This window comes from Brevundimonas sp. DC300-4 (assembly GCF_049897365.1).
GTDB lineage: Bacteria > Pseudomonadota > Alphaproteobacteria > Caulobacterales > Caulobacteraceae > Brevundimonas.
Genome location: NZ_JAFCWC010000001.1, coordinates 41,508 through 62,390, shown reverse-complemented (window position 1 = coordinate 62,390; position 20,883 = coordinate 41,508). Strand labels below are relative to the sequence as shown.

General features: G+C 64.8%; 18 protein-coding genes and 1 tRNA gene. 14 read left to right on the top strand and 5 right to left on the bottom strand.

Going from position 1 to position 20,883, the window contains the following annotated elements; translation table 11 throughout:
* Window positions 1-100: 100 nt before the first annotated feature.
* A complete protein-coding gene (gene rpoB / locus ACP7AZ_RS00325) occupies window positions 101-4,216 on the bottom strand; it encodes a DNA-directed RNA polymerase subunit beta (RefSeq protein ID WP_425987551.1) in 4,116 nt (1,371 codons plus the stop codon).
* 330 nt (window positions 4,217-4,546) lie between these two features.
* Here rpoB and ACP7AZ_RS00320 point away from each other — a divergent pair, with 330 nt between their 5' ends.
* From ACP7AZ_RS00320 to ACP7AZ_RS00265, 12 genes are all read left to right on the top strand, one after another.
* A complete protein-coding gene (locus ACP7AZ_RS00320; RefSeq protein WP_426034975.1) occupies window positions 4,547-5,047 on the top strand; it encodes an FKBP-type peptidyl-prolyl cis-trans isomerase in 501 nt (166 codons plus the stop codon).
* A gap of 144 nt (window positions 5,048-5,191) precedes the next feature.
* Complete coding sequence (locus ACP7AZ_RS00315; RefSeq protein WP_426034973.1) at window positions 5,192-7,126, top strand: M61 family metallopeptidase; 1,935 nt, start codon at window positions 5,192-5,194, stop codon at window positions 7,124-7,126.
* A 253-nt stretch (window positions 7,127-7,379) separates the two neighbouring features.
* Window positions 7,380-9,146, top strand: a complete 1,767-nt coding sequence (locus ACP7AZ_RS00310; RefSeq protein ID WP_426034971.1) for a patatin-like phospholipase family protein — start codon at window positions 7,380-7,382, stop codon at window positions 9,144-9,146.
* A 314-nt stretch (window positions 9,147-9,460) separates the two neighbouring features.
* Window positions 9,461-10,798, top strand: a complete 1,338-nt coding sequence (locus ACP7AZ_RS00305; protein ID WP_426034969.1) for a tyrosine-type recombinase/integrase — start codon at window positions 9,461-9,463, stop codon at window positions 10,796-10,798.
* Between the two features lie 37 nt (window positions 10,799-10,835).
* Entirely contained in the window at window positions 10,836-11,252 is a 417-nt protein-coding gene (locus ACP7AZ_RS00300) for a hypothetical protein (RefSeq protein WP_426034967.1), read from the top strand.
* Window positions 11,253-11,658: 406 nt separating this feature from the next.
* A complete protein-coding gene (locus ACP7AZ_RS00295) occupies window positions 11,659-11,916 on the top strand; it encodes a helix-turn-helix transcriptional regulator (RefSeq protein WP_426034965.1) in 258 nt (85 codons plus the stop codon).
* Complete coding sequence (locus ACP7AZ_RS00290; RefSeq protein ID WP_426034963.1) at window positions 11,917-12,039, top strand: hypothetical protein; 123 nt, start codon at window positions 11,917-11,919, stop codon at window positions 12,037-12,039.
* 8 nt (window positions 12,040-12,047) lie between these two features.
* Window positions 12,048-14,315 (top strand): phage/plasmid primase, P4 family, encoded by a 2,268-nt coding sequence (locus tag ACP7AZ_RS00285; protein WP_426034961.1) that lies wholly within the window; start codon window positions 12,048-12,050, stop codon window positions 14,313-14,315.
* 270 nt (window positions 14,316-14,585) lie between these two features.
* A complete protein-coding gene (locus ACP7AZ_RS00280) occupies window positions 14,586-15,068 on the top strand; it encodes a phage terminase small subunit P27 family (RefSeq protein WP_426034959.1) in 483 nt (160 codons plus the stop codon).
* Window positions 15,061-15,474 carry a hypothetical protein gene (locus tag ACP7AZ_RS00275; RefSeq protein ID WP_426034957.1) on the top strand — a complete coding sequence of 138 codons (414 nt, stop codon included), beginning with the start codon at window positions 15,061-15,063 and terminating at the stop codon, window positions 15,472-15,474. The genes ACP7AZ_RS00280 and ACP7AZ_RS00275 overlap by 8 nt, the downstream gene beginning before the upstream one ends.
* On the top strand, window positions 15,471-15,692 hold the full coding sequence (locus tag ACP7AZ_RS00270; RefSeq protein ID WP_426034955.1) for a hypothetical protein: 222 nt from the start codon (window positions 15,471-15,473) through the stop codon (window positions 15,690-15,692). The genes ACP7AZ_RS00275 and ACP7AZ_RS00270 overlap by 4 nt, the downstream gene beginning before the upstream one ends.
* Before the next feature lie 295 nt (window positions 15,693-15,987).
* Window positions 15,988-17,211, top strand: coding sequence for a phage major capsid protein (locus tag ACP7AZ_RS00265; protein ID WP_426034953.1), 1,224 nt, complete (start codon window positions 15,988-15,990; stop codon window positions 17,209-17,211).
* 94 nt (window positions 17,212-17,305) lie between these two features.
* Here the strand turns inward: ACP7AZ_RS00265 and ACP7AZ_RS00260 are convergent, their stop codons facing one another.
* Both ACP7AZ_RS00260 and ACP7AZ_RS00255 read right to left on the bottom strand, forming a co-directional pair.
* The gene (locus tag ACP7AZ_RS00260) at window positions 17,306-17,854 is read right to left on the bottom strand and encodes a hypothetical protein (protein ID WP_426034951.1); all 549 of its coding nucleotides are present in this window, start codon (window positions 17,852-17,854) and stop codon (window positions 17,306-17,308) included.
* Between the two features lie 93 nt (window positions 17,855-17,947).
* A complete protein-coding gene (locus tag ACP7AZ_RS00255) occupies window positions 17,948-18,859 on the bottom strand; it encodes a restriction endonuclease (protein ID WP_426034949.1) in 912 nt (303 codons plus the stop codon).
* Between the two features lie 182 nt (window positions 18,860-19,041).
* On the opposite strand from ACP7AZ_RS00255, the gene ACP7AZ_RS00250 reads away from it, so the two are divergent.
* On the top strand, window positions 19,042-19,527 hold the full coding sequence (locus tag ACP7AZ_RS00250) for a hypothetical protein (protein ID WP_426034947.1): 486 nt from the start codon (window positions 19,042-19,044) through the stop codon (window positions 19,525-19,527).
* Window positions 19,527-19,787 (top strand): hypothetical protein, encoded by a 261-nt coding sequence (locus ACP7AZ_RS00245; protein ID WP_426034945.1) that lies wholly within the window; start codon window positions 19,527-19,529, stop codon window positions 19,785-19,787. Before ACP7AZ_RS00250 ends, ACP7AZ_RS00245 begins: the two co-directional genes overlap by 1 nt.
* Before the next feature lie 113 nt (window positions 19,788-19,900).
* Here the strand turns inward: ACP7AZ_RS00245 and ACP7AZ_RS00240 are convergent.
* A tRNA-His gene (locus ACP7AZ_RS00240) sits at window positions 19,901-19,977 on the bottom strand.
* 186 nt (window positions 19,978-20,163) lie between these two features.
* Complete coding sequence (locus tag ACP7AZ_RS00235; protein ID WP_426034943.1) at window positions 20,164-20,883, bottom strand: TonB family protein; 720 nt, start codon at window positions 20,881-20,883, stop codon at window positions 20,164-20,166.

The window sequence follows — 20,883 nt, the reverse complement described above, 5'->3', positions numbered from 1 at the left end:
CTTGTTTCCTTCTGCGGCGGGGGCCGCGTAAAATTCGAGAGATGGAGAGAGCGGAGGGACCGTCCCTCCCCGCTTGCGCGAGGAGGGATTATTCGGCCGGTCAGCTGTTCTCCAGCTCCACGTTCAGACCCAGCGAGCGCATTTCCTTGATGAGAACGTTGAAGCTCTCGGGAATGCCCGCCTCGAAGCTGTCGTCGCCGCGCACGATGGCCTCGTAGACCTTGGTCCGGCCGGCCACGTCGTCGGACTTCACCGTCAGCATTTCCTGCAGGGTGTAGGCGGCGCCGTAGGCTTCCAGAGCCCAGACCTCCATCTCCCCGAAGCGCTGACCGCCGAACTGCGCCTTGCCGCCCAGCGGTTGCTGGGTGACCAGGGAGTACGGACCGATGGAGCGGGCGTGGATCTTGTCGTCGACCAGGTGGTGCAGCTTCAGCATGTAGATGTAGCCGACCGTGACCGGACGCTTGAACTGCTCGCCGGTCGTACCGTCATAGACGATCGACTGACCCGAACGCTCCAGACCAGCCTTCTCGAGCAGGTCCTCGATGTCCGAGATGTGCGCGCCGTCGAATACGGGCGTCGCGAACGGAACCCCCTTCGACAGGTTCTGCGCCAGCTCGATCAGCTCGTGCTCTTCCTGCGGCAGGGGGGTGTCTTCGCCGTAGATGCCGGTCAGATACTCGATCAGCGCCTGCTTCTGGCCGCCGCCCTGCCAGGCTTCCAACAGGCCAGCGATCTGCTTGCCAAGGCCCGCAGCCGCCCAACCGAGGTGGGTTTCGAAGATCTGGCCGATGTTCATGCGCGAGGGCACGCCCAGCGGGTTCAGAACGACGTCGACCGAGGTCCCGTCTTCCAGGTGCGGCATGTCCTCGATCGGCAGGATCTTGGAGATGACGCCCTTGTTGCCGTGACGACCGGCCATCTTGTCCCCGGGCTGAAGCTTGCGCTTCACGGCCACGAACACCTTGACCATCTTCATCACGCCGGGGGGCAGCTCGTCGCCGCGCTGCAGCTTCTCGACCTTGTCCTCGAAGCGACGGTCGAGCGCCTTGCGGGCGTCCTCGAACGACTTCTTCATCTGCTCCAGCTCGCCCATCGCCTTCTCGTCGTCGAGGGCGATCTGCCACCACAGGCCGCGCGACAGCTCGCCCAGCTTGGCTTCAGTGACTTCACCGCGGCCCAGGCCCTTGGGACCCGAGACGGCGTTCTTGTTCAGGACCAGCGGACGCAGGCGGCCGTAGACGTTGCGTTCCAGGATCGCGAGTTCGTCGTCGCGATCCTTGCCCAGGCGCTCGATCTCGTCGCGCTCGATCGACATGGCGCGTTCGTCCTTGTCGACGCCGTGACGGTTGAACACGCGCACGTCGACGATAGTGCCGGCGACGCCGGGCGGCAGACGCAGCGAGGTGTCGCGGACGTCCGAAGCCTTCTCGCCGAAGATGGCGCGCAGCAGCTTCTCTTCCGGGGTCATCGGGCTTTCGCCCTTCGGCGTCACCTTGCCGACCAGGATGTCGCCGGGCTGGACCTCGGCGCCGATGGCCACGATGCCGGCCTCGTCGAGGTTGCGCAGGGCTTCCTCGCCGACGTTCGGGATGTCGCGGGTGATTTCTTCCGGCCCGAGCTTCGTATCGCGCGCCATCACCTCGAACTCCTCGAGGTGGATCGAGGTGAAGACGTCGTCGCGCACGATGCGTTCCGAGATCAGGATCGAGTCTTCGAAGTTGTAGCCATTCCAGGGCATGAACGCGACGAGCGCGTTCCGGCCCAGGGCCAGTTCGCCCAGGTCCGTTGAGGGACCGTCGGCAATCACGTCGCCGACCTTCACCTCATCGCCCACACGCACGATCGGGCGCTGGTTGATGCAGGTCGACTGGTTGGAGCGCTGGAACTTCGACAGGCGATAGATGTCGACGCCCGAACGGCTGGCATCCTGTTCGTTGGTCGCACGGACCACAATCCGGGTGCCGTCGATCTGTTCGACAACACCGTCGCGGCGAGCCACGACCACGGCGCCCGAGTCGCGGGCCACGACGGCTTCCATGCCCGTGCCGACCAGAGGCGCGTCCGACTGCACCAGAGGCACGGCCTGACGCTGCATGTTCGCGCCCATCAGGGCCCGGTTGGCGTCATCGTTTTCCAGGAACGGGATCAGGGCGGCGGCGACCGAGACGACCTGTTTCGGCGACACGTCCATCATGTCCACGTCAGCGCGGATCAGCAGCTGGGAGTCGCCGTTGATCCGGCCCGGGACCAGCTCCTCGACGATCATGCCGTCCTTCAGCTGAATGTTGGCCTGGGCGATCGTGTATTTCGACTCCTCCATGGCCGAGATGTAGACCACCTCGTCCAGGGCCTTGCCGTCCTTCACGCGACGGTACGGGCTCTCGATGAAGCCGTACTTGTTCACCCGGGCGTGGGTGGCCAGCGAGTTGATCAGGCCGATATTCGGGCCTTCCGGCGTTTCGATCGGGCAGATGCGGCCGTAGTGGGTCGGGTGCACGTCGCGCACTTCGAAGCCGGCGCGCTCGCGCGTCAGACCGCCAGGGCCAAGCGCCGAAAGGCGACGCTTGTGGGTGATTTCCGACAACGGGTTCGTCTGGTCCATGAACTGCGACAGCTGCGACGAGCCGAAGAATTCACGCACCGAGGCCGCGGCCGGCTTGGCGTTGATCAGGTCGTGCGGCATTACCGTGTCAATATCGACCGACGACATGCGCTCCTTGATGGCGCGTTCCATGCGCAGCAGGCCAACGCGGTACTGGTTTTCCAGCAGTTCGCCGACCGAACGGACCCGACGGTTGCCGAGGTTGTCGATGTCGTCGATCTCGCCGCGGCCGTCTTTCAGGCCGACGAGGATCTGCAGGACTTTCAGCACGTCGTCCTTCTGCAGGACGCGGGTCTCGTCGGACACTTCCGGCGTTTCCAGACGCATGTTCATCTTGACCCGGCCGACGGCCGACAGGTCGTAACGTTCGCTGTCGAAGAACAGCGAGTTGAACATGGCTTCCGCGGCTTCCGTGGTCGGCGGCTCGCCCGGACGCATGACGCGATAGACGTCGAACAGCGCATCGTCGCGGCCGGTGTTCTTGTCCACACGCAAAGTGTTGCGCATGTAGGCGCCGACCGTCACGTGGTCGATGTCCAGCACGTCGATGGTGGTGAAGCCACGCTCTTCGAGCAGCTCGATGATCGGAGCGTCGAGCTCGTCACCGGCCTCGGCGTAGATTTCGCCGGTCTCGTAGTTGACGGCGTCGGCGGCCAGGTAGCGGGTCACCAGGGCGTCAGCCGCCAGCGACAGCGACTTGGTCGTGTCGCCCAGCTTCTTGGCCGCACGGGCCGAGATCTTCTGGCCGGCCGAGGCGACGATCTCGCCGGTGTCGGCATCGACCAGGTCGAACTCGGGCTTCACGCCCTTCCAGCGATCCGCCTTGTAGGGGGTGACCCAGCCTTCGCCGCGCTTCTCGTAGGGAACGGTCTCGTAGAAGGTGCGCAGGATCTCCTCGCCGTCCATGCCCAGGGCATAGAGGAAGGTGGTCGCCGGCAGTTTGCGGCGACGGTCGATGCGCACGAACACCACGTCCTTGGCGTCGAACTCGAAGTCGAGCCACGAACCGCGGTACGGGATCACGCGGGCGGCGAACAGCAGCTTGCCCGACGAGTGGGTCTTGCCCTTGTCGTGGTCGAAGAAGACGCCCGGCGAGCGGTGCATCTGCGAAACGATCACCCGCTCGGTGCCGTTGACGATGAAGGTCCCCTTGTCCGTCATCAGGGGGATGTCCCCCATGTAGACGTCCTGTTCCTTGATGTCCTTGACCGAGCGCGCGCCGGTTTCCTCGTCCGCCTCAAACACGATCAGACGCAGCTTGACCTTCAGCGGCGCGGCATAGGTCATGTCGCGCTGGATGCACTCCTCGACATCGTACTTGGGGTCCTCGAACTCGTAGGACACGTATTCCAGCACGGCGCGTTCGTTGAAGTCCTTGATCGGGAAGACCGACTTGAAGACCGCCTCGATGCCCTGCTCCTTGCGGACGCCCGGACGGACCTCACGCTGCAGGAACTGCTCATAGGAGGCGCGCTGAACCTCGATCAGGTTCGGCATGGCCACCGCTTCCGGGATACGCCCGAAGGACTTGCGGATGCGCTTCTTGCCGGTGAAGGTCGTGGCCGATGCGATCTGACCATTGATGGTGAGACCGTTCAGGACGTCAGTCATTCTGTTTTCCCATTCGCGGATCCGGGGGGAGACCACGCGCAAAATGCAGCAGCCACGGCGGTGCGAGCGGCACGCCGTGACAATCGGTTTCGGCCTCCACCCTCGACGCGCTTTCGCGGTCAGGAGGCCTGAAATCTGGTGAGCTCCCTGGGTAAGGAGCCACGCCTTCGCTCGGTCGGAGGGCGACGGACCGGGCCTCGGCGCTTTCGCGCAGACTCATGGGGAGTGTTGCGGAACGCGGACATATACGCGCTTCTCAGGCGAAATAAAGGCCCGCACTCCGATTTCCGGCATCTTCGCAAGAGCTTTTTCGACTGCTAGCGTCGCTCCATGAAAATCATCCCCATCTTCGTCGCTGCTGCCGCCCTCGCCGCCTGCGCCACCGCGCCGGAGCCTGTCGCCGTGGTCGACCCGACCGTCCACTCGACGCCCGCCGAGTACGAAGCCGGTCAGGCCGCCTACCTGGCCTGGAACGGCGCCCGTCGCGGCTGGACCACCACGGCCACCGGCCTCCAGTACTTCCGTGAAGGCACCGCCCACCCCGAGGGTGCCCAACCGACCGAGACCTCGACCGTCCGGGTCCACTACGAGGGGACCTTCATTGACGGCCGCAAGTTCGACTCCTCATACGACCGGGGCGAACCGGCCGAATTCCCGCTGAACCGGGTCATCAAGGGCTGGACCGAGGGAGTCGCCCTGATGCGGGTCGGCGAGACCTTCCATTTCGCCATCCCCGCCGACCTCGGCTACGGCGCCCGCTGGGTCGGCGGCGACGAACTGCCGCCCAACTCGACCCTGCTGTTCAAGGTCGAACTGCTGGAAGTGAAGTAGGCCAACTGACTCGAGGCTCACGATAATTCCCCTTGCATCCCCGCGAAGGCGGGGATGCAAGGATTTGAAGACAAGGCGCCGCTTGACGGACTGTCGCACCCGGCGCTCATGTGCCCGCCTGTTCATCTCCGGATTCCCAGCATCATGAAGCGTCTCGCCGTCTCCGCCTGTTTCGCGGCCCTCCTCCTCGCCTCGGCCTCGCCGACCTTCGCCCAGACGGCGCTCCAGACGCCTCCGACGCCCCAGCCCATCCCCGCCGTCGTCGATCGCGCCTGGCCCGGCGTCGTCCGCCTCGACGTCGACGCCACGGACCTGAACCGCCGCATCTATCGCGTGCGCGAGACCATTCCGGTCGAGGCCGCCGGCCCGATGACCCTGTTCTTTCCGGAATGGCTGCCCGGCAACCATGGCCCGGTCGGCCCGGTGACCCAGCTCGCCGGCCTGACCTTCACGGCCGGCGGCCAGCGCATCGAATGGGTGCGGGATGCGCTCAGCCCCTACGCCTTCCACATCGTCGTTCCGGCGGGCGCCACCGAACTGGTGGCCGAGTTCCAGCACCTGTCGCCGACAACCGGGGCCCAGGGCCGCATCACCATGACGGCCGAGATGCTCAACATCCAGTGGGAGAAGATGCTGCTCTACCCCGCCGGCCGCTTCCACCGGAACATCACCATCCAGGCCGGCGTCACCCTTCCCGAAGGCTGGGAATACGGCACGGCTCTCCGCCCCGACAGCTCGACCGGCGCCACCACCACCTTCCAGCCCGTCCCGCTCGACGTTCTCGTGGACAGCCCGATGTTCGTCGGCGACCACTATCGCCAGATCGACCTCGATCCCGGCGGCCGTTCGCCCGTCCTCCTCAACATCGTCGCCGACGCCGACGAAAACATCGCCCCGACAGACGAACAGATCGGCATCCTGCGCACCCTGGTCGTCCAGGCCGACCGCCTGTTCGGCACACGCCAGTACGACCACTATGATTTCCTCGTCGCCATGACCGATCGGATGGGCGGCATCGGGCTGGAGCATCACCGGTCGTCGGAGAACAGCGTCGATCCGGGCTTCTTCACCGACTGGGACAGCAAGCTCGGCGACCGCGACCTGCTGGCCCACGAATACACCCACTCCTGGGACGGCAAGTACCGCCGCCCGGCGGGCCAGGATGTCGCCAACTTCAACCTGCCCATGCAGAACGAACTTCTGTGGGTCTACGAGGGCCAGACCCAGTTCTGGGGCAAGGTTCTGGCCGCCCGCTCGGGCCTGCATAGCCGCCAACAGGCGCTGGACGCCCTGGCTATGGACGCCGCCACCTATGACAACACCGTCGGTCGCGAATGGCGGGCGATGCAGGACACGGTCAACGACCCGATTGTCTCCCAGCGCCGCCCGATCGGCTGGCGGTCCTGGCAGCGCAGCGAGGACTACTATGTCGAGGGCCAGCTGATCTGGCTCGACGCCGACACCCTGATCCGCGAGCAGACCAACGGCCGCAAGTCGCTCGACGACTTCGCCCGTGCCTTCTTCGGCGTCCAGGAGGGGAATTACGACGCAAACCCCTACACCTTCGAAACGGTCGTCGAGACGCTCAACGGCGTCATGGAACACGACTGGGCGACCTTCCTGCGCACCCGTCTCGACGGCCACGGCCCGGGCGCGCCGCTGGATAGTCTAACGCGCGGCGGCTACCGCCTCGTCTATACCGACACGATGAGCGACTATCAGAAGACGCTCTGGGCCGAGTACGGCCGCAACGACTTCATCTATTCGCTCGGCTTCATGACCGGCGCCGACAACACCCTCTCGAGCGTCCAGTGGAACAGCCCTGCCTTCGGACAGGGGCTGGCGATCGGCATGCAGATCATCGCCGTCAACGGCGAGGTCGCCTCCGCCGCCACCCTTCGCGCCGCCGTTACCGCCGCCAAGGGCGCCGACCAGAAGATAGAACTCATCGTCCGCGACGGAACCCGCTACCGCACCGTGGCCTTCGACTATCACGAGGGCCTGAAATACCCGCATCTGGAGCGGATCGAAGGCGCCCCCGACCGGCTCGGCGACCTGTTCACGGCAAGGCGGCGGTAATCCGACGGATCTGATTCTCCCTCCCCCTCGGGGGGAGGGTGCTCGAAACGCAGCGGAGACCGGGTGGGGCGGCAAGGCAAAACCTAAAGCTGCGTGTCCGCATCGCTATGCCGCCCCCACCCCTTCGCTACGCGAGGCCCCTCCCCCTGGTGGGAGGAGACAGGTCGCCCCTTGCCCCTCCCCCCAATCCGCCGTTAATCCAGGTCAGCCGGCCGGGCGTTGACCGGCCGCCAGCCACGGCGACGACACCCGCATGAGCCCTTCCCGCAACGACAATCTGGAAGCGGCGCTGGCGCGGGTTTTCGAGGATCAGAACACCAGGGCCAGCTGGTTCGCCCTGACCGGCGGAGAACTGCTCTTCTCGGCCGGGGACGAGCCAGACAGCCTCTATCTGGTTCGGTCCGGCCGCCTCGGCGTCTTCCGTCAGGACGAGGATCAGCCGCCCCGGTTCCTCGGCGTCATTAAGCCCGGGGAGCCGGTCGGCGAAATGGCCCTGATCGCCGGTACGCCGCATTCGGCCAGCGTCGTCGCCCTGCGCGATTCCGAGATCCTGGCCCTCCCGCGCGACGTCTTCTTCGAGGCCGTCCGCACCCACCCCGACGTCATGATCGAGCTGTCCCGGCTGATGCTGCGCCGGGCCCGCGAGCGCGCGCCGGGCGTCACCGAACCCAGTGTCTTCGGCTTCATCTCGGTGCGTGGCCGCCCCATCCGCCCCTTCGTCGACCGCCTCGCCGCCGCCGTCGAGGCCCAGGGCCACACCTGCCAGGTCATCGACCACTCAGCCCTGTCCTCGGTTTCCGAATGGTTCTCGCGCATGGAGGACAGCCACGACTTCGTCCTCTACGTCGCCGAACTGGATGAGCCGTCCTGGGCCAATCTCTGCGCGCGTCAGGTCGATCGATTATTCCTCATCGGAGACGCCCTGACAGCGCCGCCGGCCAACATCCCGATCCGCACCGCCCACGGCCTGCAGCAGTTCACCGACCTGATCCTGCTGCGCGACCCCCGCATGCGCCGCCCGGCCAACACAGCCGTCTGGCTGGACGCCATCAACCCCGGCCGCTGGTTCCACGCGATCGAGGGCGACGCGGCGGACGCCGCCCGTATCGCCCGGATCATCACCGGGCGGGCCGTGGGTCTGGTCCTGTCCGGCGGCGGCGCCCGCGCCTATGCCCATATCGGCGCCGTCAGCGCCCTGCATGAGGCTGGGGTGCGGTTCGACTTTCTGGGCGGTTCATCCATGGGCGCCGTCATCGCCGCCGGCCCCGCCCTGGGCTGGACCGACGAGGAGCTGGACGCCCGCATCCGGACCGCCTTTGTCCGCTCCGATCCCCTGTCGGACCTCGCCTTCCCGATCATCGCCATGACCCGCGCCGGCAAGGTCGCCCGCCTGCTTCAGGACGCCTATGGCGAGATCGACATCGCCGACATGCCCCTGCCCTTCTTCGCCGTCTCGTCGAACCTGACGAGCGGCCGGATCGAGGTGCACCGTCGGGGCCTGCTGCGCCGGGCCATGCGCGCCTCCATCTCCATCCCCGGGGTCATGCCGCCAGTCGTCATCGACGGCCAGGTGCTGGTCGACGGCGCCGTGATCAAGAACTTCCCCACCGACGTCATGCGCCAGATGAATGCGGGCCCGATCATCGGCGTCGACATGTCCCAGACCCGCGGCGTCGATCCCGCGACCCTGGCCAACCCGCCATCCTGGTGGCGCTGGATCGTCTCCGGAGCCTGGAAGAAGGGCCCGCCGATCGTCTCGGTGCTCATGCGCTCGGCGACCATCACCACGGACGCCGACATGGAGAGTTCGCGAGCCGACACGGATCTGTTGATCCTGCCCGAACCCGACGGCTCCGACATCCGCGACTGGAAGGTTTACGACCCTGTAGTCGCGGCCGGCCATGCGGCTGCGGTCAAGGCCCTGGCGAAGCTGGAAGGGCCGATCGAGACCCTCCGCCAGCGCGCCGACGTGACGGCCTCGCCCCTGGACCAGAGCGAGTCAGAACCGGCCGTGGCCTGATTGGGAGAGCGGACCTTCAGGTCCGCATTTCGCGGCGCAGGCGGACCTGCAGGTCCGCGTTCCGAACCCATCGATGCTGTGAAGGAATGGTACCGCCTCTCAGGCTTGAACTGAGGACCTCCGGTTCCACAAAGGGTTTTCAGCCACTCCCCAAAACCCAGTCCCCGCTTGGTTTTCCCGAAGAAAACTGTTTGTTTGCGGGCATTTACGAGCGAAGGTAGTTGCGACGAGAAACATCAGGAAATCACCTGATCTTTCGTTGCCCGAGGCCCCAGCGAGGCCCCAGATTGTTTTTGAGGCCGTGGAGACCCCCTATGCCCGTGATGAAATTGACCGACCGGAACTGCGCGAGCGCCAAAGGCGAGCCCGGAAAACGCATCGAGCTTTACGACGCCCTCGTCACCGGCCTTGCCCTGCGGATCACCCCCAAGGGCACCAAGTCCTGGGTCTTCCGCTACAGGGCCAACGAGAAGCAGACCCGGCTGGCGCTGGGCACCTTCCCGAACACGTCGCTGGAAAAGGCCCGCGCCAAGGCCCGACTGCTAGCCGGAGCGGTCGAGGACGGCGGCGACCCGGCTGCCGACAAGCTGCGTGAACAGGCCGAACGCAAGGCCGACCCCATTAAGACCTTTGACGATCTGGCCGACACCTATCTGGCGGCCTGCGCCAGCGGCGAGTGGAAGCCCATGAAGAAGGTGAAGCGTCCCCGCACCTTGGACGATGAGAAGAATATCCTGCGCCGGAACGTGCGGCCCGCCATCGGCGGTATGCGGCCGGAGGACGTGACCAAGGCCCACGTGAAGACCCTCCTCCGCAAGATGACCGCCAAGGGCATCACCTCTCAGGCCAACCGGACCCACGCCGTGATCCGTCAGGTCTATAACTTTGCGCTCAAGGAGGACGTCGGCAAGGTCGTGCTGAACCCGGCACTCCACATCGACCCGCCCGCCATCGAGAAGCCCAGAGCCCGGACGTGGACCGACGACGAGTTGAAGGCCCTTTGGACAGGGCTGGAAGACCCCGGCACGCTGGCGGAGGCCGGTGTCACGCGGTCGGTGGCGATTGCCCTCCAGCTGGTCGCCCTCACGCTCCAGAGACGCGGGGAGGTGGCGGGCATGATGCGGTCAGAGATCGACCTGGCCCAGCGGACTTGGCTCCTTCCGAGCGAGCGCACCAAGAACGGCAAGCCGCACCTCGTGCCCCTGTCGCCCCGCGCCGTGACCCTGATCGAAGAGGCCCTGACTTTGATCGGTGACACCGGCGCTAAGGACGTGCCGATCTTCGCCAGCCGGTCGGGCGGTCGCACCAAGGCCATTCTCAGCAACTCCGTCAGCCATGCTTACCGGGATGTGCGGCCCCTGATCGGCATGACGGGCGAGAATATGCCCACTGTCCACGACCTGCGCCGCACAGGGGCCACCCTCATGACGTCGGAGCGCCTGAGCATTTCGCCCATGATCCGGTCGCGGGTGCTGAACCACACTGACGCTGGCGGCGGGGCGATGGTGTCCATGTCGGTCTATGACACCAATACTTATGTCGCGGAGAAGCGCCGCGCGCTGGACGCATGGGCCGCGCTCCTGCTGGAGATCGTAGGCGAGCGTCCCCGGCCCGATAACGTCCACAGTCTGAGGGAGGCGGCGCATGGCTGACCCTCCCCCGCCTCCGTGGGACGCCCCACCCGCCGTCATGACCGCGTGGGTTTTGGCCCAGCTTGACCGGCTGGACTTAGCCCGTGTCGGTGCGGCTGACGACGGCACCCTGTTCGCTGACCTTGCAGTCACCGTGCCGGGGCCGGGGCCGGTTGTGCCGGTGAAGAGGGGCCGGGGCAGACCGTCCGTCGATCCCAAATCCCTTGGCCGCCTGACCTATCTTGCCGTTGCCTCTCACGACGTGGACCGCATTCGGCAGCTCTGGCAGCAGGCCTATGGCCGGAAGAACCGGCACACGACCGAGGGCCAGGTCACCGCCGAAGAGATTGCCGCCGCTCGCTGGGACCATGATGGGGTCAAGGGCAAGGGCAAGTTGGACGTATCAGTCGATGACATTCTGACTCACCGCGCCAAGACCAATGGCCGCCGCCCAGAAAAGCTGATCCCCGAATAACAGGCCGGGGAAATGGCATTGGGCCTATGGTTTTGAGGGGTTGTCGCTGCTGACGGCGACTCGAACACGAGGACCGCACAATGACCCCCAAGGCACGCACGAAAATCCCGGCTGATATCGAAGGCTTTGAGAAAAGAGAGGACTACTTGTTCCGCGCTCTGATCAGAGAGATTGCTACTTTTGGGCCAGATGCTGAGGTCTCGACTGGTGATGGCAGAATTTCCTACCACTGGCACAATTCCATCTCTGGCAACGAACTAATGCTGAAAATATAAATGAAGACCCGGCCTCACCAGCCGGGTCTTTTTTTCTTGAATTGGCCTCTTTGTATTTATAGGCCGGGGTTTCAGATCCCGAAATCACCGAGAACGTCTTCACAAGCTTCCTGAACCGATCAGGAAACAAGATGGAGACGACGATGAAAGCCGATGTGCAAGCCGTCGATGCTGCCGAGCCGATCATCCGCCTGATCAAGGCCGATGTTGTTTGTGAGCGCGTCGGCATTTCCAAGATCACCCTCTGGCGCAAAGCCAAGGACGGGCAGTTCCCGCCCCCGCGCAAACAGTTCGGCAAGAGCGTGGCTTGGGTTGAGTCCGAAGTGAACGCGTGGATCAACGCCCGCGCAGTCGCTGACGCGTGGCGCTCGGACGAGGCGGACGCATAGATGGAGCGCCTGCTTCTGATCCTGGCGCTGGTCGCCCTGCTGGCGTGGACCCTCCACCTCGGCATTGAACTGGTCCGCGTGTCTGTCCGCTCCCGCCCGCCCTTCAACCGAACAGGTGTGTGATGAGTGGCATGGACCGCTTCATGGAGCAGCGGCACCCCGAGTTTCGTCGCGCTGACCATGGGCGCTCGACCGGCCAGCCCAGCTCTGCCGTCCTCACGGCGGCCAGCCTCAGCCCGAGGGACGTCGCTGTGGCCTTGGGGGGCAAGGAGTCGGCACAGGGGTGGATCAACTTTTCCTCCCCCGGCCATTCGTCAATGGACGCTTCAGCAGGCATTCTGCTGACCGAAGATCACCCCGAGGGCTTCCGGCTCAAGTGCCATTCTGATGGTGACGACGAGGACGAGGTTCGGGCGTGGGTCCGCGAGCAACTGAGCCTCCCAGAGCCGGGCGTCTATGTCTATGAAACCGCAGACGGCGAGCCGTATCTGCGCGTCACCAAATGGCCGAGCAAAGCCATCTGGCAAAATTATTGGACCGGCGAGAAATGGGAGAAGCGTAAACCATCAGGCCCGAAGGTCCCCTACCGACTGCCCGAGTTGCTGGCCGCTCCGCAGGACGCCGTTGTCTATGTGACCGAAGGTGAGAAAGACGCGGACAATGTTGCCGCGCTGGGCCTGATCGCCACCACGAACTCAGAAGGCGCTAGCCCCGGCAAATGGACTGCCGAGCTTGCCCCTCACTTCGCCGGTCGCCGCGTCTGCATCCTGACCGACAACGATCAGATTGGTCGAGACCATGGGGAGCGGGTCGCCCATAGCCTCAGCGGCATTGCGGCCGAAATCCGAGTTGTCGGGTTCCCCGAGCTAGCGCCGAAGGCCGATGTGTCTGACTGGCTCGCTGCTGATCCGGACCACGACGCCGACGCCTTGGCCGCTCGGGCGCTGGCCGCCCCTGTCTGGGTGCCGGGGCCGCAGACTCCCGCCAATGATCGCCAGCCGCAGCAGCGCCGACGCGGGCGCGGTGATGACGATGTCCAGATCACTGAGGACGAGGCAGCCGAGATCTTTGCGCGGCAGATGTCTGAGCGCATCCGTTTCGTGCACCCGATCGGGCCGCACCTCTGGGACGGCCACCGCTGGCGGGCGGAGGACATGAACCAGTCCCTCGACCTGGCCCGTCACCACAATCGAGATTTGGCCGCCGATATGGGCGCTGACGGTGCGCGTTACCGCAGTGTTTCGTTCGCTAGGGCTGTGCTGGCCTTTGCTGCGGCTGACCCGGCGCTGGCTCTGACCGCTGCACAGATGAACCCCGACCCCATGATGCTGGGCACGCCGGGCGGCACTGTCGATCTCCGCACCGGTCTGCTGCATGACGCCAACCCGGACGACTTCATCACCCGCGCCACAACGGTTGCCCCTGCCGAAAAGGCCGACTGCCCCCGGTGGCATCAGTTCCTGAATGAGGCGATGTGCGACGACGCAGAGATGGTCGCGTTCCTGCGCCGTATGGCTGGCTACATGCTGACCGGCGAGACGCGGGAACACGCGCTGTTCTTCGCCCATGGGCCGGGCAAGAACGGCAAGTCCACATTCGTCGAGACGCTTCAGGGTCTGATGGGTGACTACGCCACCCCGGCCCCCATGAGCTCGTTCACGGCCAAGAAATTTGAGTCCCACCCGACTGAGTTGGCGGACCTGAATGGCGCGAGGCTGGTCACCGCTTCAGAGACTGAAGAGGGGCAACAGTGGGCCGAGGCGCGGATCAAACAGGTCACGGGTGGCGACGCCATCAAGGCCCGCTTCATGCGCCAGGACTTCTTCTCGTTCTCGCCCGTCTTCAAGCTCCTGATCATGGGGAACGTGGCCCCGGTGCTGAACACCGTGGATGCCGCGATCAAGCGCCGCTTCAACTTTATCCCCTTCGCCTACACGCCGCCTGACAACCGCAAAGACCCGTATCTCCGCGACAAGCTGGAAGCGGAATGGCCGGGCATACTGCGGTGGGCCATCGAGGGCTGTTTAGAGTGGCAGCAGGTCGGCCTGAGCCCGCCTGCTGGCGTGGTCGCGGCCACAGAATCCTACTTCGCGGATCAGGACGTGTTCAGCCAATGGCTGGAGGACGAGTGCGAGCTGGAGCCGACCCGCGAGCGTGGCGCTCGGGCCCAGACGTTCGAGCTGTCGAAGGTGCTGTTCGCTTCGTGGGTAGCCTTCAGCGATGACACTGGGGGCGCTGCGCCGAACACCCGCACCTTCGGTGACGCGATGAAGCGCCATGGCCTCGTCCCCACCAAGCGCGGGCGCGGCGATCGATGCTGGGAAGGCATCGCCCTCAAACCCGACGCGAAGCGAGCTGCTCAACGGGCCATGGGCCATGGTTCTGGAGGGTCGTTCTGATGGGTCGGGTGAACAGCCTCGCTCATTCTGCGGCGGCTGCGGCGGCTGCGGCGGCTGCGGCGCTTGATCCGTTTATGGGCTGTAGCCCGTCGCGCCCTCTCCTGCCTTTGTCCCGTAGCCTGCACGTCAAAGAGCATTCAGCCGCCGCAAGCGCCGCAGCCGCCGCGACCCCCTCCCCCGCATTGAAAGTTTCAGGGACCCAGCTCTCGGTCCGGCGCGGGCCAAAAGAAAACACGCCCGCGATTTCCGCATCATTTGGAGAACTATCCCATGGGAACTAGAGGCAGACCCCCCAAACCCGTTGCCCTCCGCCTGATTGAGGGCAACCCCGGCAAGCGAGCGATCAAGGACGACGCACTCAAAATCGGCGGGCCACCGACGCCCACCCGGACCCTCCGGGCCGAGACCCGCGCCATCTGGGACCGGCTCGTGAAATACATGCCCGCTGGCGTCTGGAACTGCTGCGACAGCGACCTGCTCATGGCCTACTGCGAGATCGTCGCCCTCCACGACCGGGCCACCATCGCCCTGAACGCCGCGCCGTCGATCACGGTCACGAACCGCAACGGCGAGCCCGCGCTGAACCCACTGGTCCGCGTCCAGATGGAAACGGCCATGAAGATGGTTTCGCTGGGGTCACGGCTGGGTCTGGACCCACTCGCCCGTCAGTCGATCAAGGCCCCGTCAGAACCCAAGTTCAACAAGTTCGTCAGCCGCGACACCTTCCCCGGCCCCGAGGACGATGATGATTAGCAGGGAGAGGTCCACCTTCAACCGGGCAATACGACCCCTGACGCCTTTCGAGTGGGACTACCTCACCGGAAACATAGGTCCCGACGACTGGCGGCGGCGCTGCCCCACTCTGCGGCACGTCTTCGCCTCGCTGGAAGCCGATCAATGCCAGGACGGATCACCAATCACTGAGGAGCTTTGGCAGACCCACCGCTACGAAATCTTGCGCGAATGGAGCCGGGACCGGCCCGGCGAGCGCCCTGCCGTGTTCTTCAAATACGACGCCCCCAAGGACCGCCTGCCCGGCGAGACCGACCTCCAGTTTCTGGACCGCTACGACCTGCTGACCGTCGGAGAACGCAGACGCCTTTCCGGCATAGCCCACGCCCGGCCCGGCGCGAGGTTCCGCTTCAAGGAGCGCACATGACCGACCACACCGAGCTCGCCATCCGTTTCACGGCCATGTGCCTCAAGAACTGGACCGCCAAAGGCCTGCCGATCGAGCCGCTGGCCCAAGCCTTCACGGCTGCCGGCCTGACCGTCGCTGCCGCCCGCGACACCCCCGCCGTCACCGCCAACGCCCTGCGCGATCTGGCCGACGACATAGACACGGCTAAAGCGCCGCCCAGCCACGGAAGTTGTTGATCCCGATGTCCGGCAGAACGAGACTCACCCCCGGAACAAGGGTGTCCATGACGGACTCTGGCCGCCCCTGTCGCATGACGGACTCTGCGACGCCGCCCGCTCGACGTGACCAAGATCGGCTCACCGTCTCAGAGGGAACAATGCTGCGCCGCTCATGCCCGGTTCTCGCCGCGCTGACGACCGCCGCGACCCTCCGCGACTGCGAGATCCAGCTCTGCCCGCACGTCTCCCGCTCCCACGCCCGGTCTCTGATCAGAAACGCCAAGGCCCGGTCGCCCTCTTTCTGGAGAAGAAGATGAAGTCCGCTCTCAATTTCGCCACCGCGCCCCGCGCCCTAATGGGTTCGCCCCGCGCCAACGCCACCCCTGCCGACATGATCCGGCAGTTGAACGCCTCGTTCGTCGATCACAGCACCCGCCTCAACGCCCGCATCGACGGTCTGGAAGCCGGTCTCAGCGACATGAACGTCCGATCCGCCGCTGGGGACATGAACGGCGGCGGTCGCCCGGCCATCGCCCCGGACCCTGAATATACCGGCCTCTACGCGGGCTGGATGCGGACGGGTGCCGGCGAGGACCAGGTCAAAGCAGCCAACGCCACCGGTCGCCGGGGTCAAATCCAAGCTGCAATGTCCGTCGGCAACGACAACAGCGGCGGCTACACGGCTCCCGTCGAATGGGACCGCCGCATCGGTCAGACCCTCACGCCTCTCAGTCCGATGCGTCAGCTCGCCACCGTCGTCCAGACCACTGTTCGGGGCTACTCGACCTTGTGGCGCGGCCCTGATGCCCCCGGCTCAGCATGGGTGGGTGAGACCGCCGTCCGTCCCCAAACCACGACGCCGACACTCTTGCCGGTCAACTTCACCCACGGGGAAATTTACTCAAACCCCGCCATCACGGGCCAGCTGTTGGATGACGCCGACTTCCCCATCGAGCAGTGGCTGGCAGATCAGGTTGCAGACGAGTTCGCCCGACAAGAAGGTCTGGCTTTCATCAACGGCGACGGCATCAACAAGCCAACCGGGCTCCTGACCTATGCAGCCGGTGGCATCAATGCGGCGACCCACCCCGGTGGTGCCATCGCCGTTGTTCCGAGCGGCGCGGCCGCGGCACTCGGCACGCCGGACAGCCTGATCGACTTCATCTACGGCCACCCCCTCCGCTACCGCACCGGGGCTAAGTGGTTGATGGCGTCGACCACAGCGGCGGTCATCGCCAAGATGAAAGACGGCGACGGCAACTATCTGTGGCGTGAAACTTATGTCTCAGGTCAGCCGGCAACCCTGCTGGGCTACGAGGTCGTCATCGACGACACCATGCCAGCCATCGGTGCCGGGGCTCTGCCCATCGCGTTCGGCAACTTCCGCCGGGCTTACGTAATTAACGATCGAGCGGGCATCCGAGTGCTGAGAGACCCCTATACGAATAAGCCCTACACCCAGTTCTACACCACAAAGCGCGTCGGGGGCGGTCTCCAAGACCCCAATGCGGTTCGCTTCCTCCAGATCGGGGCTTAACCCCGTCAAAGATCGCGGCGGGGCTTTGCCTTTCGACCGTCGCGTAAGTCGGCCCCCAGCTAAGTTGGCGCTGGTGCTGGGGGCCGCATCTTGTTCAAACAGGCCTGCGAGCCTCAAATGGGAACGACATTCCCCACCTGCGTTTGGCAATCAGATATTTGGCGTGCATCCGCTGCCCAGCAGGCAACCTTCGCTCGTCGAGGTGCCAGAGCCACAAGGGCAGCATCACTGCCGAAGTGATCCCAAAGGCGCTCAAGCCCATAAACGCTGCCACTCCCCAACGTTCCAAATACAGGGCGTAGCCCGCGAGGGCCAAGTTGATGATCGTCATCACCCATCCACCAGTGATGAAGCCTAGCGGCGGCACGAGATTGCCCGGCTTGTAGCGGGCAACCACCCACGCGAGGAAGCCGTGGAAAGACGAGTTGAGGTAGGCGAAATAGAGCGACTGCTCGCCAAACAGCGCCAAAGCCCCGAAGCTGAAGCCCATCACGCCGATTGGGAACTGGTAGATCGCTTCGACCTGCGCCTTCTCGAACGCAGTCAGGTAGGGGTTATTCAAAGTGTAGACGCTTGCCTCGGCATGGGCGTTTGCGTTTGCGCGCATCTCCGACCGCAGATCATCGCCATTTTCGGCCGTCATGGTTGCCCCCAGTACCCAATGTTCAACTTAGGCAATCGAGTCATCCGTGGCTAGCAAGGTGGCCCTCACAAACCAGTGCGCTTACGAGCGACTTCAAAGGGGCTTTGTCGAGAGGTCGGAGAAGTAGTCCTCATCGACACTTCTGACGATGTAGGTCGTCCGCGCTCGCACGCCCACACCATGCTGGATCATCAACTGCGCCAACATTTGCCCGTTTATTAGAACAATCCGATGCTGAACTTTATTCAGATATTCCCTCGCCTCTTTTGAGAAATCTGAGGTCGTGACAAACACGCCTTTGGTCGCCCCCTCGCCGGTCAGAGAACCGACGAACTTTTGAATGTCGGGGCGGCTGATCTTGTTCTCAGGCGCATATTTTTTGGCTTGAATGTAAACCGCGTCCAGACCGAGCGCGTCCTCGTTGACTATGCCGTCGATCCCACCGTCACCGGAGGCTTTGGTCATCTGCCCGTTGGCGACGTCGCCACCCCCATAGCCCATCGCGCTGAGCAGATCGAGGATCAGCCGCTCGAACCGTTGCGGGGTGATCTCCTGCAAGAGACCTAGCAGTTCATCCCGCAGGGCGGACGTGAGCATTGCATTGGCCGATTCCATCGCATCTTGCGGCGTCTGGCTGTCATCAATCACGGGTGAAACGGCGTTGGTCGCTATGCCGTCATCGCCAGTCGCGCTCTGGCTGCGCCAATCCTTAAAGCCTTCAAACTGGTCCAGCGTCTTATTGGATATGGTGGTCGGATTTGTTGCCAGAAACTTTCGGCCCGCTTCAGTGATTACGTGGTGGTTCCTCTTGGGCGACTCGAGCAGCCCCGCCTTTGACAGGTATGTTCTGGCCCAGTGCGTTCGGCTCTGAAGGACAGTCAGGCCCCCGCTGGGAATTATCTCTTCAGCCTCTTCATCGCTAATGCCGAACTCTGCTTTTATAGACGGGACGCATTCAGCCACGTTTTGCGCACCGCCCGCGATCAAACGCAGCACCGGCAACATCAGGACTTCGTAACTGGGAACCGGCACTCAAACCTCGCTTGTGTCGATGATCTTTTCAAGCGCAATGCCGTTGGTTCGACCGACAGCGGCAAAGCTCGCCGTCATCCATGGCACTCAATCATAGTTGTTTCCACCCGGCCAAATCTGGCGTTAGTCGGTCCATGCAATCACATGAGGCGACCATGACAGACCACCTAGACCCCACCCCGCAATACCTGTTCTCCGAGGTCGCAGAGCGGCTGGGCGTAAACACCGCCACGGCCACGGCATGGCGCACCGCCAAGCACTTCCGCGTTGACCCCCAGAGCGACGCTCCCGCGACCAAGGGCCTGCCCCACCTCTTGTCCGAGCGGGACGGGGTGCGCCTGTCCATTTTGGCCGCTCTAGCGGCTCAGGGCCTGCCCCTGCCAGAAGCGGGCGCAGCGGCGAGCCAAGTCGCAGACGGCCCCCTCGCCTGCACGCCCGCCCCGGCCTTCCTTCTGGTCCGCAGCGGCTCCCGCGCAGAAGTCGTGGGATCAATCGACGCCGCTGCCCTGACGGCCGACCAGCACGCCTTCACTGTGCTCAATCTGGCCGAACGGGTCGCCCTGACCCGTCACGCCCTCGCAGGCCTGCCCAAGCGCCTAGGCGCAGGGTCTGCGCTCCACCGGCAGAAGGAGGCAGTGTGATGGGGCTGCAAGCGGACGGCTCGTGGGTCGAGGGGCAGAGCGTCGAGGGCCAGCCCCTGACCGCCACGGCCCAGCGCCACCTCGCCAACCATTGCTGGGACGAGTGGGCCTACCGCCAGCATTCCTACGGCGTGGCGATCTCGCGTGGACGGTGGCTCAAGGATTGGCCCCAGACCCGGCGCTATAAGCAGGTCATGGAACGGCTGGCCCGGCTGCGAGCTAACCCGTCCAAGGCCCCAGAATCAGTGGGAAAAGGGTGACTGCGAGGCCCCAGAATGGACCGGAGCGAGGCCCCAGCGAGGCCCCAGAGCATCCCAACATGGAATCGGCAAAGCCCCCAGAAGGGGAAGCAACTGATTTCATTGAGAAAGAATGGTACCGCCTCTCAGGCTTGAACTGAGGACCTCCGGTTCCACAAACCGGCGCTCTAACCAACTGAGCTAAGGCGGCGCAGCGGCCCCCCCGAATGTCGGCCGATCGAAGATCGGACCGTGGGAGGGGCGACGCGAGGCGCGTGTCTAGCGTCGCGGGAGACGACGATCAAGACCGCTTCGGCGCCTCTAGCCTATCCGGCAACGAAAAACGCCCCGAGGTCTCCCTCGGGGCGCATTCGCTGGTCCGTTTCCGGGCCATGTTCTAGTCCGGCAGGTTGAACCTGACGGTGAAGCGAACCGTACCCCCGGTGGCCACGCCATCGACCGAACGGGGCGACAGACGGGCACTGCGGGCCGCAGCCAGAGCAGCGCGACCGAAGCCGGCGCCCGACGGCGTTTCCGAGACGATCGAGCATCCGGAGACGCTGCCGTTCGGGTTGACGGTGCAGCTCAGATCGGCGCTGCCCGACAGACCGCGCTCGAGAGCACGATCCGGATAGCTCGGGCGGGGCTGCGAGGCCCAGCTCGGGTTCGTGATCACCGGCGGACGAACCGGAGCCGGCGGAGCCGGCGGCGGCGGAGGTCCGGGGACGATCACGGGCGGACCCCGATACTCGACCCGGTCTTCCTTCTTCGTCGGCTCGATCGGAAGCGTGATCGGCGGCGGAGGCGCCAGGGTGTTGATCACCGGCGGACGGACCTGCAGCTTGGGCGGCGGCGGGGTGTCCGGCGGTGGCGGAGGCGGCGGGGGCGGCGGGGGCGGCGGGATCGGTTCGACGATCTCGACGTCCACGGCGTCGTCCGAATACTCCTGGATGCGCAGCTCGAACTTGGTCTTCTGCAAGTAGAAGATCATGATCGCGAAGAGGACCGTAACGGTCGACAAGGCGATCAGCCAAACGCCAGGGGAGACCCCCATGAAACCCTTCTTGCGAGGGGCGTCATAGCGGCTGCGATGATACTCAACGGGTGTGTCTGTCAT

Bases quoted from the DNA above. Each gene is read 5' to 3' on its own strand.
- ACP7AZ_RS00285 (WP_426034961.1), top strand. From the start codon at position 12,048: ATGGACCGCTTCATGGAGCAGCGGCACCCCGAGTTTCGTCGCGCTGAC.
- ACP7AZ_RS00260 (WP_426034951.1), bottom strand. From the start codon at position 17,854: ATGACGGCCGAAAATGGCGATGATCTGCGGTCGGAGATGCGCGCAAAC.
- ACP7AZ_RS00265 (WP_426034953.1), top strand. From the start codon at position 15,988: ATGAAGTCCGCTCTCAATTTCGCCACCGCGCCCCGCGCCCTAATGGGT.
- ACP7AZ_RS00305 (WP_426034969.1), top strand. From the start codon at position 9,461: ATGCCCGTGATGAAATTGACCGACCGGAACTGCGCGAGCGCCAAAGGC.
- ACP7AZ_RS00310 (WP_426034971.1), top strand. From the start codon at position 7,380: ATGAGCCCTTCCCGCAACGACAATCTGGAAGCGGCGCTGGCGCGGGTT.
- ACP7AZ_RS00290 (WP_426034963.1), top strand. From the start codon at position 11,917: ATGGAGCGCCTGCTTCTGATCCTGGCGCTGGTCGCCCTGCTGGCGTGG.
- ACP7AZ_RS00255 (WP_426034949.1), bottom strand. From the start codon at position 18,859: ATGTTGCCGGTGCTGCGTTTGATCGCGGGCGGTGCGCAAAACGTGGCT.
- ACP7AZ_RS00270 (WP_426034955.1), top strand. From the start codon at position 15,471: ATGACCGACCACACCGAGCTCGCCATCCGTTTCACGGCCATGTGCCTC.
- ACP7AZ_RS00320 (WP_426034975.1), top strand. From the start codon at position 4,547: ATGAAAATCATCCCCATCTTCGTCGCTGCTGCCGCCCTCGCCGCCTGC.
- ACP7AZ_RS00295 (WP_426034965.1), top strand. From the start codon at position 11,659: ATGGAGACGACGATGAAAGCCGATGTGCAAGCCGTCGATGCTGCCGAG.
- ACP7AZ_RS00245 (WP_426034945.1), top strand. From the start codon at position 19,527: ATGGGGCTGCAAGCGGACGGCTCGTGGGTCGAGGGGCAGAGCGTCGAG.
- ACP7AZ_RS00280 (WP_426034959.1), top strand. From the start codon at position 14,586: ATGGGAACTAGAGGCAGACCCCCCAAACCCGTTGCCCTCCGCCTGATT.
- ACP7AZ_RS00275 (WP_426034957.1), top strand. From the start codon at position 15,061: ATGATTAGCAGGGAGAGGTCCACCTTCAACCGGGCAATACGACCCCTG.
- rpoB (WP_425987551.1), bottom strand. From the start codon at position 4,216: ATGACTGACGTCCTGAACGGTCTCACCATCAATGGTCAGATCGCATCG.
- ACP7AZ_RS00250 (WP_426034947.1), top strand. From the start codon at position 19,042: ATGACAGACCACCTAGACCCCACCCCGCAATACCTGTTCTCCGAGGTC.
- ACP7AZ_RS00300 (WP_426034967.1), top strand. From the start codon at position 10,836: ATGACCGCGTGGGTTTTGGCCCAGCTTGACCGGCTGGACTTAGCCCGT.
- ACP7AZ_RS00235 (WP_426034943.1), bottom strand. From the start codon at position 20,883: ATGACAGACACACCCGTTGAGTATCATCGCAGCCGCTATGACGCCCCT.
- ACP7AZ_RS00315 (WP_426034973.1), top strand. From the start codon at position 5,192: ATGAAGCGTCTCGCCGTCTCCGCCTGTTTCGCGGCCCTCCTCCTCGCC.